The organism is Lutibacter sp. A64 (assembly GCF_022429565.1).
Taxonomy (GTDB): Bacteria; Bacteroidota; Bacteroidia; order Flavobacteriales; family Flavobacteriaceae; genus Lutibacter.
This window is the reverse complement of record NZ_CP092487.1, coordinates 3650632-3665903: the sequence shown is the minus strand read 5'-3', so window position 1 is coordinate 3665903 and position 15272 is coordinate 3650632. Positions and strand designations below refer to the sequence as shown.

Here is a 15272-nt window from a genome sequence, read left to right as displayed (position 1 = left end):
CTTTAAATTCATATATATTATGCTATAAATACTTCAAATAATGACACGGGTATATTTTTCTCAGAAGAAATTAATTCTATATAGAGTATACTTGTTTTTACAGTTTCGGATAATAAGACGGTAACAATTGTTTGATGATTATCAACTTTTTCAAATATTACATTACCTTCTTCATCTTTTATTTTAAAGTGTTTTACACAAAAAGGCATTACATTTTCTGGATGACCATAAAGAGAAGACTCCATGGCGTGGTCATAATCAGTATCAAAAAATAATTTGATTGAATTTATATTTTGAATCTTTTCCCATTTTATGGTAATTTTAGGCTGTTCATCATTAAAGTTTGCAGCCCAAGCATTTGTACCAAGATAAGGCCTAACAAAACCATTAAACAGGTTATCCTTATTAAACACCTCTAAAGCAGGACTTATTGAAAATGCTAAATTCTGTCCCTGAGGTCTACGTTGTGGAATCCAAAATTCAAATGCATCAATTCCAATATTATCAGGAGGTACTTGTTTACCATTATTGTTAACTGCTTTATTTTCACCATTAAATAAAGACATTACCCCTGTAACACGCTGTTTACTAGTACGTATTGAAACACTATCATTCTTTAAAAAAGTTATAAACCCATATTGATTTGCTTCTAAAATGGTATCAAAAGAAAAACTAACTTCCTGCTCTCCTTCTAGTAACTGAATCTCAATATTCTTTAAAATAACATCAGGTGTATAGTAGCCCGTATTTTTACAAACCCTAAGTTGAACTTGTATCGACGTATTTTTTTTTGAAGCGAGATAAAATGAATACTTATAATTGATTCCAGCCTGTAAAGGTAGTAGTTGCGCTACTCCTGTTTTTAAAGTACACCAGCCATTATCACCAGAAAAACCATCCAAACATAAAGAACTAGATGTAGTTATAGTTGCATTTCTAACCAAATTACCCTCTTGATTTATAGGGATTTCAGGAATACTTTGCCCATTTAAATTTAAGGTTTGCTGTAACTGAGCTATTTCCTTATCTTCAATTAAATCTTTAGGCAATAATTTATTTTTAATACATTGAGCAGCACCGTACCCAATAGATTGCCCACTATGTGCCGTTGTAGCCATTACTCGAGTTGTACCAAAAGCAACATGAGTTGCACTCATAATACGGCCTCCAATAAATAAATTTGTAATATTCTTGCTAATTAGAGATCTTAGTGGTATTTGATAAATCCCTTTAGAATGGTATTGAGTACACCCTGGTTTACTATCATATACACCATCTGCAGGATGCAGATCGACAGCCCAACCTCCAAAAGCAACCGCATCATTAAAAAGGCGTTGTTCAATAATATCTTGTTGCTTCATCATATACAAACCTTCAAAACGTCTACTTTCCCTTTTCCCTGGAATAGTACCAACCCACTCTAATGTTAGATTTTCTGCATCTGGAAAATTGCCTGAATTTTTTATATAATCCCAAACTCCATATACAACTTTCCACAATTCCATTTTAATATCCTCAGACTCATGAACAGTATCTTTTCTACCTCCATATTCTAACCACCACAACCTACAACCCTGAGAACTAGCACTTATATCTTTATATCTTGGTATTTTTGTAATATCCTTTAATGCAAATTCTGGCGCCACATATTTTATTGGTTTTCCGGCGTCTTTACTATAAAAATATATGGTGTGTCCTAAAAGTTCTCCATAAGCTACATCTGGAGCAAATTTTTCACCAAATTCCTCTATAGTTTCTGCTCCCATTCTAAATGCAGCTCCTGCTTGAAAACCAACAATTCCATCTCCAGAAGTATCGCAAAAAAGGCTTCCCTTAATTTTATAAGTTGTTGAATTTTGGCTGCAAAAAGCCGACACCCCACTTATTGTAGTTGAATTTGATTTAGAAACCTCATATACAGAAGTATTTAATAATAACGTAATATTCTTTTCATTCAGAACTTTTTCTAATAATATAGTATCCAATATTAAAGTATTACCTTCTTTATTACGATACATATTTTCTACTAGTATTTCATCTATAATTCCACCTTCCCTTGCCCATCTATTATTATTTCCCATATGTGACGTTGCACCCAAAATCCATAATCTAACCTCACTAGACGCATTACCGCCTAAAACAGGTCTATCTTGTATTAAAGTTACAGACACACCTTCTCTTGCAGCAGAAATAGCAGCACAAACACCAGCCATTCCACCACCTACTATAACGAAATCTGAAGTGACTATAACTGTTTTATTACTTCTTAAATTAATATCAAAGTCCTTTTTTAACATATCTTATTCAGTAATTTCTTTAATTATTAAATACTTTTTTATTTCAAATTTTTATGAATAATAAATCCCCCTAAAACCATAACAATAAATCCCATACAACCAACAAGTAATGCTCCATTTTCAGCTAAAAAAGACAACAAAAAGATTAATAAACCTGTGGATGCAACACCAATACCAATAACACGGCCTCCTTTTGCATTTCCTTTTGTTGAATCTTCCTCTGTTGAATCCAACCGTAATTCATTAATTTTTATATATTTTAGATAATCTGTCTTATCGCTTTTATTAATGAAAAAATAAAATTCTGTTAGAGCTAATAATAATATAGGTATGCCTACTCCAAAACTCATTTCTAAAGTTCGACTCAAGGTAAAGTTGTATAATTCAGGTGTTATAAACTTAAAAAAGCTATTAATAATTAATGCTGTTATTGTTACAAATAAGGAAGTTTTACCTGTTTGCCTGCTTGAAAACATAGCCCATAATGGAGGTAAAAACATTGCACCTCCAGTAATAGCTGCCAAAGACAAAACAAATTCTACAACACCTCCTAAAAAGGGTACTAATAATGCTACAACTATTGTTATTAAACCTAAAATTACTGTTGATAGTTTTGCTACTTTTATAAGTTGTTGTGTAGTCGCTTTTGGTCTAAAATGCTTATAAACATCGTTTGTCAATACACCTGCAGAAATATTTAAAGTTGTATTTACAGAACTAGAAGTTGCAAAAATCATTCCACCAAGCATAAGTCCTAACATTCCAACAGGCAGAACCTCTTTACACATTAACAAATAAGCGCCTTCACTTGCAAGCCCATCTAAATCAGGATTTAACACTCGATAAATCATAGGAGGTAACATCCAAATAATCGGGCTTATTAGATATAAAGCTCCAAAAAGCCATCCCACTTTTTTAGCTTCTTTAGGTGTTGAAACACTAGTATATCTTTGCACATAAGCCCAATTCCCGGCAATAAAAAAAAGATTATAAAACCCAAAAGCAATAATAAATCCCCAAGAATATTCTTCATTTACTAAATTAAAGAATCCAACAGGAGCATTTGCAATAAAATCATTTATTCCTCCAATTTTGTTTAAAGACAATGGAACCACAATTAATACTGCCGCAGTAAGAACAACAAACTGTAATACATCTGTAACTATAACTGCCCATAAACCACCTACAGCTGTATAAATAAGAATTAATATACCTAAAATTATAATACTAGTTGTAATTGGTACACCTGTAGATACTTCTACTATCTTAGCAACTGGATATAAAAAAGCTCCAGTTGTAAATAATGAAATAACCAAAAATAAATATGTATATACTTTTTGCGTATTATAACCCAACCTATTTGTTATAAATTCTGCAGCCGTTAAAGCTTTTGTTTTACGCCATTTTGGAGCAATAAAAAATCCGATTACAAATCCAGCAGCTGCCATAGTTAACTGAATAGTAACTGCTACCCAACCACTATCGTATGCTATGGATCCCCAAACAACAAAAGTACCTGCAGAGAAAAAGCTCATAAATAAAGATAAACCACTCATCCACCAAGGCAAATTACCTCCTGCAGCAAAATAGGATTTCATATTTTTTCCAGATTTGGAAAAAGAAAGACCACAAATAAAAATTAGAATTGTGAATATAATTATTATGCCAAAATCTATAGTTCCCAAAATAGTCTAGTTTAATTTAGTTTAATCAAAAATATAGATTAAATATTTTGTAAGATTAAATAGTCTTTAAAATAAAACCGATAACGTTTTCGGAAACGTTATCGATTTCCGATAACGTTTTCGGAAATTAAGTATATTCGTCTTTTTTTATAATTTACCCCTAAAAACAACTATTATGAAATAAGAAAAAAACACATAAAACACTTATAATGAGCGATATAAACGCAACAACATTATTAGTTATTTTAACCGAAAATTTTAGTGTGTTCCCGAAAATTAATTCTTCATAATAATTTTCACATTGGTATATTTATTATATTTGATTCATATCTTTAAAGAAAAACTACAATTTTAAAATCAATTTTTCTCTTAAATTATATTCAATAAAACTATGAACTATATAACGATAAAAGATGTTGCTAAACGATTGAATATTTCAGTTTCTACAGTTTCAAGAGCCTTTAATGATAAATATGACATAAAAAAAGAAACTAAAGAACTTATATTAAAAACTGCAATAGAAATGGGGTATCGCCCTAATCCTATGGCTAAAAAACTAATTCAAAAAAGATCGTTTAATATAGGTATTGTTGTCCCTGAATTTATAAATAATTTCTTTCCTGAAGTTATTATTGGAGCTCAAGAAATTTTATTTGAAAAAGGATATCAAGTTTTAATAACTCAATCAAATGAATGTTTTGAAACCGAACTAAAAAACGTTAAAACTTTAGAAGATAATATGGTAGAAGGTCTTTTATTATCCATTTCTAGTGAAACTAGTAATACCGAATATTATCAAAAATTAATAGAATCTGGTTTACCTATTGTTCTTTTTAATCGTGTAAATAAAAACCTTAAGGCTTCTAAAGTATTATTTAATGATTACAAATGGGCTTTTTTTGCTACAGAGCATTTAATAACTCAAGGATACAAAAACATTGTTCACCTTAAAGGTACAGGAACACTTTCTCTTTCACATGAAAGGTCAAGAGGATTTATAGATGCTTTTAAAAAACACAAAATAGCTATTACAAAAGATAGAATAATACCTACTGGTTTTAATATTGAAGATGGCATGCGAGTTGCTGAAAACATGATTAAGAATAATAACATTCCTGATGCTATTTTTGCTTGCAATGATCCATCTGCTATTGGAGCTATGAAAGTATTCAAAAAAAATGGTTATAACATACCAAACGACATTGCGTTTGTTGGTTTTACAGAATCTAAAATAGCAGATTTAATTGATCCTCCATTAACTTCTGTTTCCCAACCAACTCTAGATATTGGTAGAGAAGCCGCAAAATTACTAATTGAACAAATTGAAAACCGTACCAATACTTTTATTCCCCAAACTATTATTTTAAATGGACAATTAAATATACGAGAATCCACTGTTAAAATTTAAGCTACCTACTTTTAAATTTTTAGTTATTAAGATTGAAAGTGTTATTGAATAATTATTCTAATAAACCAATAATTTATTTCGTAAATAAAAAAGGTATTGACAAAAATCAATACCTTTAACTTAGCTATTCTATAACATTATTTTAATAATGCTACATAAAAACTCTAGTGACCTCGGTAGGATTCAAACCTACAACCGCTGGAGCCGAAATCCAGTGCGCTATTCAGTTGCGCCACGAGGCCCTAATTATAATTTATGCTAACAACTGTTTTACAGCATTAGAAATTGCTTTACCATCAGCTTTACCTGCTAATTGTTTAGAAGCCACACCCATTACTTTACCCATATCTTTCATAGACGTTGCTCCAACTTTTGAAATAATTTCTTCAATAATTTTACTTAAAGCAGCTTGATCTAATTGCTCTGGTAAAAATTGAGCAATAATCTCAACTTGTGCTAGCTCAGGAGCTGCTAAATCATCTCTACCTTGTTCTTTGTACAAAGTTGCACTATCTTTTCGTTGTTTTACTAATTTTTGAAGTAACTTTATTTCTTCTGCTTCCGTTAAATCTTCAGTTGCTCCAGTTTTAGTTTGCGCTAATAGTATTTCAGATTTTATGGCTCTTAAAGATTCTAAAGCTACTTTATCTTTAGATTTCATAGCTTCTTTAATTTTAACCATTAAATTTTCTTGTAAACTCATAATGTTAATTTTGATGTACGAAGATAAAAAAAAGAACTCGAAAACCTTTAATTTTTATAAAGATTTCGAGTTCTAAAACTTAGAAAATTAATCTAAGGGCTCCTGTCTTTGGGCAGTATATTTTAGTCTACATTATCATGTAAAAAAGAGTTATTAGATCTAAATTTTAAATCATCATTTCCATCAACATCTAATGTTGTTCTTGATTGATTAATTTCAGAAGAATGTGATCTTCTATCTAATTGAACTCCCATTCTTTTATAAGCTGGTTCTTTTTCTATTTCGTCTATATTTTTATTTACTTTATTAATAAACTTATAGTTAAAATTTTTCATTTTTTCTCTTCTATCCGCTGCTCTTTTTTGTAATTCTGAAATTGTTAAATCTAAAGGAGATACTTCTTTATGATCTACAACAATTTCTTCGTTTACATCAATTTTAGGTTTGTCATTTGCGCGTAATGTTAAGTTTAATTCTTCGCTTATTGCTTCGCTCTTTTTTTCAGCAACTGGCTTTGAGGCTTTTGTTAAATTATCCTCTAATTCACTGTAATCTTCAAGGGTAAAATAAACATCTTCTTCAACTTTTTTCTCAGGCTCAATTACTTTATGATCTACAACTTCTATAGAATTAATAGCAATATTTGGATCTTCTTCTGCTTTTGTTTTTTTTGTTTTTTGAGGAATTGGCATATCGAAAGTAAATTCAATTTGCTGTTCTTTTTCAACTACAGGAGCTTCTTCAACTTCAGCTTTTATCGGATTTATAGGAGTTATTACAAAATCTTCATCATCAATTGCATCTGCAGAAACCTCTTCGCAAACAACATCAATATTTTTTATAAATTCAGTGGTAGGAATAATTGAAAAATCATCTTCTTCATCTTCTTCACCTAAATCAAAAACAACTTTATCTTCTATAACATCTTCTGAATCATTTAAAGACTCATCAGTAGCTTTTGGGGTAGTTTTAACAGTTACATCCTCTGAAAAATCGAATGAAGCTTCTTGTTCATCACCTAAGGTATGAATTATTTTTTTAGCTTCTGTATTTGAAATTTCATGTTGTTGGTCTTTATTAAAACCCGTTGCAACTATAGTAACTGCAATAGCGTCACCTAAGTTTTCATCTTCACCAACACCCATTATAATATTTACATTAGATTTTGCTTCAGATTGAATATAATCGTTAATTTCTCCTATTTCATCAATTGTAATTTCTTCGGCACCAGAAACAATTAATAATAGTACATTTTTGGCTCCTGTTATTTTATTATCATTTAATAAAGGAGAGTCTAATGCTTTTGAAATAGCCTCTAAAGATCTATTAGCTCCAGATGCAGTTGCAGATCCCATAATAGCAGTACCGCTATTAGAAAGTACTGTTTTTGCATCTTTTAAATCTATATTTTGAGTATAGTGGTGTGTTATAACTTCTGCAATTCCTCTAGATGCTGTTGATAGTACTTCATCTGCTTTAGAGAAACCTGCCTTAAAGCCTAAATTTCCATATACTTCTCTTAATTTATTGTTATTTATTACAACTAAAGAGTCTACATACTCACGTAATCTTTCAATACCTTTTTGAGCTTGATCATTACGCATTTTACCTTCAAAAGAAAAAGGAATTGTAACCACACCAATAGTTAACAAATCTAATTCACGCGCTACTCTTGCAATAATTGGAGCGGCACCAGTTCCTGTACCACCACCCATTCCAACAGTAATAAACACCATTTTAGAATTAGAAGATAACATATCTTTTATTTCTTGAATGCTTTCTAAAGCAGCTTGCTCTCCAACATCTGGATTTGCTCCTGCACCTAAACCTTCAGTTAGTGAAACACCTAATTGAATTTTAGTTGGAATTGGGCTATTTTGTAATGCCTGAGCATCGGTATTACAAATAACAAAATCAACTCCGTTAATACCTTGTGAGTACATATGGTTTACGGCATTACTACCTCCTCCTCCTACTCCTATTACTTTTATTACGTTTGATTGATTTTTCGGTAAATCGAATGAAATATTGCTAAAATCTGAACTGCTCATACTTATTAATTTATTGGTGTTATTTTTCTTTTTCTACTCTTTTTATAGTGTTACTCGGCATTGTCTAAAAAATCTCTAAACTTATCTCCCCATTTATCAAAAATTGATTTTTTGGGTTCTTTGGGTTCTTCAACTTCTTTAACAACCTCTTTCTTTTCTTGTTTTTCGACTTCATTAACAGCTGCTTCTTCAATTGCTTGCTGTTGTTTTATTTTTATATTTTTTTTATCAAGCCTATTTAAACCATTCATTAACAACCCAACTGCTGTTGCATATTGTGGTGTTGAAAAAATCTCATCAGAATCTCCTGCTAAATTTTCATTAGGATATCCAATTCTGGTATCCATACCAGTAATATATTCAACCAATTGTTTTAAATGTTTTAGGTTTGCACCTCCACCAGTTAAAACAATACCTGCTATTAATTTTTTCTTTGGCTCTTCGTGACCGTAATTTTTAATTTCTAAAAATACTTGTTCAACAATTTCAACTACACGTGCATGAATAATTTTTGACAAGTTTTTTAGAGTAATCTCTTTTGGTTCTCTTCCCCTTAAGCCTGGAATTGAAACAATTTCATTGTCTTTATTTTCTCCTGGCCAAGCAGATCCAAACTTTGTTTTTAATAATTCTGCTTGTTTTTCTATAATAGAACAACCTTCTTTAATATCTTCTGTTATTACATTACCTCCAAATGGAATAACCGCTGTATGACGAATAATTCCATTTTTAAATATTGCTAAATCTGTTGTTCCTCCTCCTATATCAATTAACGCAACACCAGCTTCTTTCTCTTCACTACTTAAAACAGCTTCGGCTGATGCTAAAGGTTCTAAGGTAATACCTGCTAAATTTAGACCTGCACTTTTTATACAACGACCTACATTTCTAATTGAAGAAACCTGACCTACAACTACATGAAAATTAGCTTCTAGCCTACCTCCGTACATACCAACTGGTTGTGTAATTTCTGGCTGACCATCAACTTTAAATTCTTGAGGTAATACATGTATAATTTCTTCACCTGGTAACATTACCAGCTTATGAACTTGTTTTTCTAATTTATCTAAATCATCTTCATCTATTACATCTTCTGCATTAGGTCTAGTAATATAATCACTGTGCTGCAAGCTTCTAATATGTTGACCTGCAATACCAACAACTGCTTCATCAATTTTAATTCCAGAAACAGCAATAGCTTCATCTACAGCCATTTGAATAGATTGTATTGTTTGTGTAATGTTATTTACAACACCTCGGTGCACACCTAAACTCTTTGCTTTTCCGGCTCCAAGTAACTCTATTTTACCATATTCATTTCTACGACCTATCATAGCAACAATTTTTGTTGTTCCTATATCTAATCCTACTGAAATATCGTTATGTTCCATACCCTATTTTTTTGTACAAACCACCTGGTTGTTATATTTTAAATTTATTGATGTGTATTTATCTATTGTTCTATCTGCCATTGTTTTATTAAAAAACGACTTTAGGTTTTTAAATTTTGAATCTAAATTTTCAATAGTACCTATTTCAATATCTTGTTCTCCAATTCTGCTTTTTAAAACATACTGATGTTGCTCTATTTTTTGCACACCAATAATTTGTTTTTTTAAAAATTCATCATTCAAAATTGTTGTTACTAAAAGATAAATTTCATCTATATCTTTGTCTATAATATCACCTGAAACCAATAAAACTCTAGCTGAATGATTCTCTGATAAAGGCATTATTTTTGCCTGTTTATCAATATAATAACTAGTAGTACTAGAAATAACTCTAGCTATTGGGGTACGTTGTTTTATTTTAGTTTTAAGCACACCATCAACTGTTAAAAAAACAGCTGCTTTTTCAACCATAGGATGTGCCGCCACATTAGTTTCCAGTTTTTGTAAATCTATAACAGTTTTTGCTTCATTTAGAACAGGTTTTCCTTTTTGTATTAACAATTTATCAACCATTTCATAATTCATAAAAAGGTTGTCTCCTTGCTCAAATTCAACAACAATATCATGTACTTTTTTAGTAGCGTGTTTATGGTGTGAAAACCCATACAAAAACACTACTAAACTAAGTAGTAAAAAGCCTTTTATGTAATTCCAATTAATTTTCACTTAAACTATTTTTAATATTTTCTATTAATTGTCCGATATCTCCTGCTCCAATTACAACGATAATTTGTGCATTAGATTTTAATATAGCATTTACTAAATTTTCTTTTGAAGAAAGCTGCTTATTTTTATTAGTTACTTTTGTTAATAACCACTGAGAACTAACACCTTCTATTGGCAATTCTCTAGCCGGATATATATCTAATAAAATCAATTCATCGAAACGCGCTAAACTTTGTGCAAAATCCTCAGCAAAATCTCTAGTTCTACTAAATAAATGTGGCTGAAAAACCCCTAAAACTTTTTGTTTTGGATACATTTCCTTTACAGCATCTACTACTGCATTTATCTCGGTTGGGTGATGTGCATAATCATCAATCAACACCAAATTTTCTGTATTTATTTTATACGAAAAACGCCTTTTTATACCTTTAAAAGTTAGTAAAGCTTTAGCAATAACTTCAATTGAAACTCCAAAATGATTAGCCATTGCCAAAGCTGCCACTGCATTTAGCACATTATGTTTTCCTGGTATAAATATTTTTATATTTTCAAAAGTTTCAAATGGTGTTTTTACATTAAAAATATAAGCTCCATTTTCAATTCTAATATTATAAGCATTATAATCTGCATCTTCTTCAATTCCAAAAGTTTTCCCTTTAATTGGCATCCCTTTTCTTACAAACAAGGTACCTGAAACTTTATCTGCAAATTCTTTAAATGAATTCTCTAACGATTCATTAGCTCCATAAATATCTAAATGATCTGCATCCATTGAAGTTATGCAGGCAATATTTGGAGATAATTTTAAAAATGAACGATCAAATTCGTCAGCTTCAACAACCGAAACTTCATTACCTCCTAAAATTAAATTGGAATTGTAATTTTCTGAAATTCCACCTAAAAAAGAAGTTGCACTTACATTAGCTTCTTGTAAAATATGGCCTAAAATTGTTGATGTTGTAGTTTTACCATGCGTACCTGCAACAGCCAAGCAATTAGTATTTTTAGTAATTTCTCCTAATATTTCTGAACGTTTTAGAACGGTAAAATTATGCTCTATAAAATAGCTTAACTCTGTATGCACTTTTGGAACAGCTGGCGTATAAACTACAATGGTATTTTTAGGGTTTGTATAAACATCGTCAATTAAATCTACAGCATCTTCAAAATGAACGTTAATTTCCATTTTTTGAAGATTATTTGTAATTTCAGTAGGTGTTTTATCATAACCAGCAACATTTTTACCATTGCTTTTAAAATAAATTGCAATAGCACTCATACCGATACCTCCAATACCTATAAAATAAACGTTATGTATACTGTCTAAATTCAACTAACTATTTATTAATTTTTCTATTTCTTTTACTATATCTTTTGTAGCGTTAGGCAAGGCCAACGCTTTTATATTCTCACTTAACTTTTGCTGTAGCTTCTCATCGTTTTTAAGTTCTAAAAACATATTTTGAAACATATTTAATTCAGATTCTTTTAACAATAAAGCAGCATCTTTTGTAACTACAGAAAGTGCATTTTTTGTTTGATGATCTTCTGCCACATTAGGAGAAGGAATAAATATAACCGGTTTCCCTACAATACATAATTCTGAAATTGAACCAGCACCTGCTCTGCTAATAATAAAATCTGCAGCAGCATATGTTAAATCCATTCTATTTAAAAAAGCATGTGTTTGAACTCCTTCTAGGTTGTCATACTTTTTAAATTCTTCATAATATAATTTTCCTGTTTGCCATATAACCTGAACCTCATTTTCTACCAACCAATTAATTTGCTTTTCAATTAAATTGTTTAAAGCTCTTGCACCTAAACTACCACCTATAACAACCAATATTTTTTTATTAGATTTTAATCCAAAAAAGTTGATTGCTTCTTCTTTTTTGCTAGTAACATCTAATAAATCTTGACGTACAGGATTTCCTGTTTTCACTATTTTATCAGCAAGAAAAAATCGTTCTAACCCATCATAAGCTACACAAATTTTGTCTGCTTTTTTGCTTAATAATTTATTTGTAATTCCCGGATACGAATTTTGTTCTTGAATTACAGTTTTAACACCTTTAACACTCGCCGCGTATAAAGTTGGACCACTAGCAAAACCTCCAGTACCAATTACAATTGTTGGTTTAAATTTTCTAATAATTTTAAATGCATTCCATAAACTACTTATTAACTTAAAGGGAAATGCTAAATTCTTTAAAGACAAACTTCTTTGAATTCCCGAAATCCACAATCCTTCTATTTTGTATCCAGCTTGAGGTACTTTTTCCATTTCCATTCTATCCTTAGCACCTACAAACAAAAAATTAGCCTCAGGATATTTTTCCTTTAGCTCATTTGCTATAGATACAGCTGGATAAATATGTCCACCTGTGCCACCTCCACTTAATATTATGTTAATCGATTGCTTCATGTAAAATATCTAAAGGGTTTTCTTCAGTTTCATTATCTATAATTTTTTCTTTTTCAGCAGTTACACTTAAAATAATACCAATGGCAAAACAAGTCATCCAAATAGAGGTTCCTCCACTACTAATTAACGGCAATGTTTGTCCTGTAACTGGAAATAAATTTACAGCTACAGCCATATTAATAATTGCTTGAAAAATAATTGGCAAACCTACGCCAATTATTAATAATGTCGCAAAAATTGTTGTAGCTTTTTTAGCTGCAACTAAAATTCTTATCAACAATAATAAATACATTAATATAACTGTTAGAGCGCCAAATATTAAACCATATTCTTCAACAATTATGGCAAATATAAAATCGGATGATGATTGTGGTAAAAAGTTCTTTTGAACACTTTTCCCTGGGCCTCTTCCTTGTAATCCACCGCTTGCAATTGCAATTTTAGCTTTTTCAACTTGGTATCCTTCCTCAGCATTTTTATCAGAAAAATTCTCTATTCTACTCACCCAAGTATCTACCCTATTGTGCATTGTATTTGGAAACGCTTTTGCAAACAAAACAAATAATGCAAATGCTACTATTCCAATACCCACAATAGATGCCAAATATTTTAATGGATATCCTCCTAAAAAAGTTAAAAGCAATACCATAGAAAAAATAATAGCTGTGGTTGAAAAATTTGCAGGTAAAATAAAAACTAATGTTATAGCAACTGGCAACCACAATCTCCAAAGACTCTCTTTAAAACTAATTGCCTTCTCTTTATTTTTAGCTAAATACCGCGCAACAAATATCATTAAAACAACACCTGCTAATGTAGATGTTTGAAAACCAACACCTATAAACGGTATGGTTATCCATCTACTTGCATTTGCCCCTCCAATTACAGTTCCTTTAGCCAAGGTAAAAATTAGCAATACTATTACTAAAGGAAGCATTAAAACAGACCCTCCACTAAAATACCTGTATGGTATTTTATGAACTCCATAAATAATTAAAAAACCGAAAAATAATAAAACAACATGTTTTACTAAATGGTACGTTGTAGTTCCTGAGTTTGCAACATATACCAAATTAGTACTTGCACTATAAACAGGCATAAACGACAACACCGCCATAAAGACTACAATTGCCCAAATAGCACGATCACCTTCGATATTTTTTAATATTTGTTTCATTTACAATTCTCTAACCGCTTGTTTAAATTGGTTACCTCTATCTTCGTAACTCTTAAATAAATCGAAACTTGCACAAGCCGGTGATAATAAAACTGAATCACCTTTTTCAGCAATTTTATATGCAACTTTTACAGCTTCTTCTGCACCTGCAGTTTCAACAATTAAATCTACTACATTATTAAAAGTTTGCTTTATTTTTTGATTATCTACTCCTAGGCAAACAATTGCCTTAACCTTTTCTCTAACCAATGGCATTAAATCTAAATAATCATTTCCTTTATCTACACCTCCTACAATCCAAACTGTTGGTGATTGCATACAATCTAAGGCATAAAATGTTGCATTAACATTTGTAGCTTTAGAATCGTTTATATATTGAACGCCGTTAATTTTAAGTACAGGTTCTAACCTATGTTCAGCACCTTCAAAATCTTCTAAACTTTCTCTTATTGTATTTTTTCTAACCTTTAATAATGTAGCCGTCATGGCAGCTGCCATTGCATTTTTAGTATTGTGTTCTCCTTTTAATGCTAAAGTTGATATTTCCATTATTGTTTCTTCGGTTTTATATTTTATTTGTATTTTATTATCTTTTATAAAAACACCTTGTTCTAATTCCTTTTTTACTGAAAACGGAAGAAGTGTTGCTTTTACTTTATTATTTTTAAGCCAATTTATAATCACCTCATCATCTGCGTCATAGATTAAAAAATCATTTTCTGTCTGATTTTCTGTAATTCTAAATTTTGATTCAACATAGTTTTCAAATTTATAATTATACCTATCTAAATGATCTGGTGTAATATTTGTAATTATTGCTATATGCGGTGCAAAAGACTCAATTCCATCTAACTGAAAACTACTTAATTCCAATGCATGTATATCAAAATTGTTTTCTGCAATTTGTTGCGCAAAACTAATCCCAATATTACCTCCCATTCCAACATTTAATTTTGCATTTTTCAAAATATGATCTACAAGCATTGTTGTAGTGGTTTTACCATTAGAACCTGTAATTCCCACTATAGTTCCAGTGGTATATTTTGAAGCAAATTCAATTTCAGAAATAACTTTAATATTTTTTTGTTTTAATGCTGCTACAATTGAAATATGATCTGGTATTCCCGGACTTTTAATTACAACATCTGCATCAAATATTCGTGACTCTGAATGATTTCCTTCTTCAAAAGAAATTTCATTTTCTATAAGTACATTTTTATATTTTCCTGCTATCTTTCCCATATCAGAAACAAAAACTTCATATCCCTTCTGCTTTCCTAAAATTGCAGAACCAACACCACTTTCTCCGGCTCCAAGCACAACCAAAAGGTGTTTGTACCCGCCAAAAACAGATGCATCAAATTCGTTATTATTTCTATTAGTATTCATTATTTAATTTACCCTAT

At 30.6% G+C, this 15272-nt stretch carries 11 protein-coding genes and 1 tRNA gene; 1 reads left to right on the top strand and 11 read right to left on the bottom strand.

Annotated elements, in window-relative coordinates:
• Positions 1–17: 17 nt before the first annotated feature.
• On the bottom strand, positions 18–2297 hold the full coding sequence (locus tag MKD41_RS14870) for an FAD-dependent oxidoreductase (protein WP_240243131.1): 2280 nt from the start codon (positions 2295–2297) through the stop codon (positions 18–20).
• A 38-nt stretch (positions 2298–2335) separates the two neighbouring features.
• Positions 2336–3895 carry a sodium:solute symporter family protein gene (locus tag MKD41_RS14865; protein WP_240243130.1) on the bottom strand — a complete coding sequence of 520 codons (1560 nt, stop codon included), beginning with the start codon at positions 3893–3895 and terminating at the stop codon, positions 2336–2338.
• Between the two features lie 478 nt (positions 3896–4373).
• On the opposite strand from MKD41_RS14865, the gene MKD41_RS14860 reads away from it, so the two are divergent.
• Positions 4374–5390, top strand: coding sequence for a LacI family DNA-binding transcriptional regulator (locus tag MKD41_RS14860; protein WP_240243129.1), 1017 nt, complete (start codon positions 4374–4376; stop codon positions 5388–5390).
• Positions 5391–5558: 168 nt separating this feature from the next.
• Here MKD41_RS14860 and MKD41_RS14855 read toward each other — a convergent pair.
• The 9 genes from MKD41_RS14855 to murD all read right to left on the bottom strand — a co-directional run bounded on the left by MKD41_RS14855 (position 5559) and on the right by murD (position 15255).
• Positions 5559–5632, bottom strand: a tRNA-Arg gene (locus tag MKD41_RS14855).
• Positions 5633–5643: 11 nt separating this feature from the next.
• Complete coding sequence (locus tag MKD41_RS14850) at positions 5644–6093, bottom strand: GatB/YqeY domain-containing protein (protein ID WP_240243128.1); 450 nt, start codon at positions 6091–6093, stop codon at positions 5644–5646.
• A gap of 122 nt (positions 6094–6215) precedes the next feature.
• Positions 6216–8144 (bottom strand): cell division protein FtsZ, encoded by a 1929-nt coding sequence (gene ftsZ, locus MKD41_RS14845; protein ID WP_240243127.1) that lies wholly within the window; start codon positions 8142–8144, stop codon positions 6216–6218.
• 50 nt (positions 8145–8194) lie between these two features.
• Entirely contained in the window at positions 8195–9535 is a 1341-nt protein-coding gene (gene ftsA / locus MKD41_RS14840; protein WP_240243126.1) for a cell division protein FtsA, read from the bottom strand.
• A gap of 3 nt (positions 9536–9538) precedes the next feature.
• Positions 9539–10261, bottom strand: a complete 723-nt coding sequence (locus MKD41_RS14835) for a cell division protein FtsQ/DivIB (RefSeq protein ID WP_240243125.1) — start codon at positions 10259–10261, stop codon at positions 9539–9541.
• Complete coding sequence (gene murC, locus MKD41_RS14830) at positions 10251–11594, bottom strand: UDP-N-acetylmuramate--L-alanine ligase (RefSeq protein ID WP_240243124.1); 1344 nt, start codon at positions 11592–11594, stop codon at positions 10251–10253. Before murC ends, MKD41_RS14835 begins: the two co-directional genes overlap by 11 nt.
• The gene (gene murG / locus MKD41_RS14825; protein ID WP_240243123.1) at positions 11595–12689 is read right to left on the bottom strand and encodes an undecaprenyldiphospho-muramoylpentapeptide beta-N-acetylglucosaminyltransferase; all 1095 of its coding nucleotides are present in this window, start codon (positions 12687–12689) and stop codon (positions 11595–11597) included.
• The gene (locus tag MKD41_RS14820; RefSeq protein WP_240243122.1) at positions 12673–13866 is read right to left on the bottom strand and encodes an FtsW/RodA/SpoVE family cell cycle protein; all 1194 of its coding nucleotides are present in this window, start codon (positions 13864–13866) and stop codon (positions 12673–12675) included. Before MKD41_RS14820 ends, murG begins: the two co-directional genes overlap by 17 nt.
• Positions 13867–15255: a UDP-N-acetylmuramoyl-L-alanine--D-glutamate ligase gene (gene murD, locus MKD41_RS14815; RefSeq protein WP_240243121.1), complete on the bottom strand. Its 1389-nt coding sequence runs from the start codon at positions 15253–15255 to the stop codon at positions 13867–13869.
• Between the last annotated feature and the right edge of the window lie 17 nt (positions 15256–15272).

What these genes read in the sequence shown, in the direction of transcription:
- MKD41_RS14820 (WP_240243122.1), bottom strand. Translation starts at nt 13,866, where the DNA reads ATGAAACAAATATTAAAAAATATCGAAGGTGATCGTGCTATTTGGGCA.
- MKD41_RS14870 (WP_240243131.1), bottom strand. Translation starts at nt 2,297, where the DNA reads ATGTTAAAAAAGGACTTTGATATTAATTTAAGAAGTAATAAAACAGTT.
- MKD41_RS14860 (WP_240243129.1), top strand. Translation starts at nt 4,374, where the DNA reads ATGAACTATATAACGATAAAAGATGTTGCTAAACGATTGAATATTTCA.
- MKD41_RS14850 (WP_240243128.1), bottom strand. Translation starts at nt 6,093, where the DNA reads ATGAGTTTACAAGAAAATTTAATGGTTAAAATTAAAGAAGCTATGAAA.
- ftsZ (WP_240243127.1), bottom strand. Translation starts at nt 8,144, where the DNA reads ATGAGCAGTTCAGATTTTAGCAATATTTCATTCGATTTACCGAAAAAT.
- ftsA (WP_240243126.1), bottom strand. Translation starts at nt 9,535, where the DNA reads ATGGAACATAACGATATTTCAGTAGGATTAGATATAGGAACAACAAAA.
- MKD41_RS14865 (WP_240243130.1), bottom strand. Translation starts at nt 3,895, where the DNA reads ATGAAATCCTATTTTGCTGCAGGAGGTAATTTGCCTTGGTGGATGAGT.
- murD (WP_240243121.1), bottom strand. Translation starts at nt 15,255, where the DNA reads ATGAATACTAATAGAAATAATAACGAATTTGATGCATCTGTTTTTGGC.
- murG (WP_240243123.1), bottom strand. Translation starts at nt 12,689, where the DNA reads ATGAAGCAATCGATTAACATAATATTAAGTGGAGGTGGCACAGGTGGA.